Origin of the sequence: Burkholderia sp. Tr-20390, from assembly GCF_017104595.1 — a bacterium.
Classification (GTDB): domain Bacteria; phylum Pseudomonadota; class Gammaproteobacteria; order Burkholderiales; family Burkholderiaceae; genus Burkholderia.
Genome location: NZ_JAAGPC010000472.1, coordinates 1 through 271 on the forward strand (window position 1 = coordinate 1; position 271 = coordinate 271).

General features: G+C 66.8%; 1 protein-coding gene. It reads right to left on the minus strand.

Annotation, left to right across the window (positions count from 1 at the left end):
• A partial coding sequence (locus G3N98_RS40135) for a hypothetical protein (RefSeq protein ID WP_241026313.1) occupies positions 1-271 on the minus strand: 271 nt, incomplete at both ends.

Genomic DNA, 271 nt, shown 5'->3' on the forward strand with positions numbered 1-271 from the left:
ACGTCGGGCACTTCCGGTACGTCGGGTACCTCCGGTACGTCCGGCACCTCCGGTACGTCGGGCACTTCCGGTACGTCGGGTACTTCCGGTACTTCGGGCACTTCCGGCACGTCGGGCACTTCCGGTACGTCGGGCACCTCCGGTACGTCGGGCACTTCCGGTACGTCGGGTACCTCCGGTACGTCCGGCACCTCCGGTACGTCGGGCACTTCCGGTACGTCGGGTACTTCCGGTACTTCGGGCACTTCCGGCACGTCGGGCACTTCCGGTA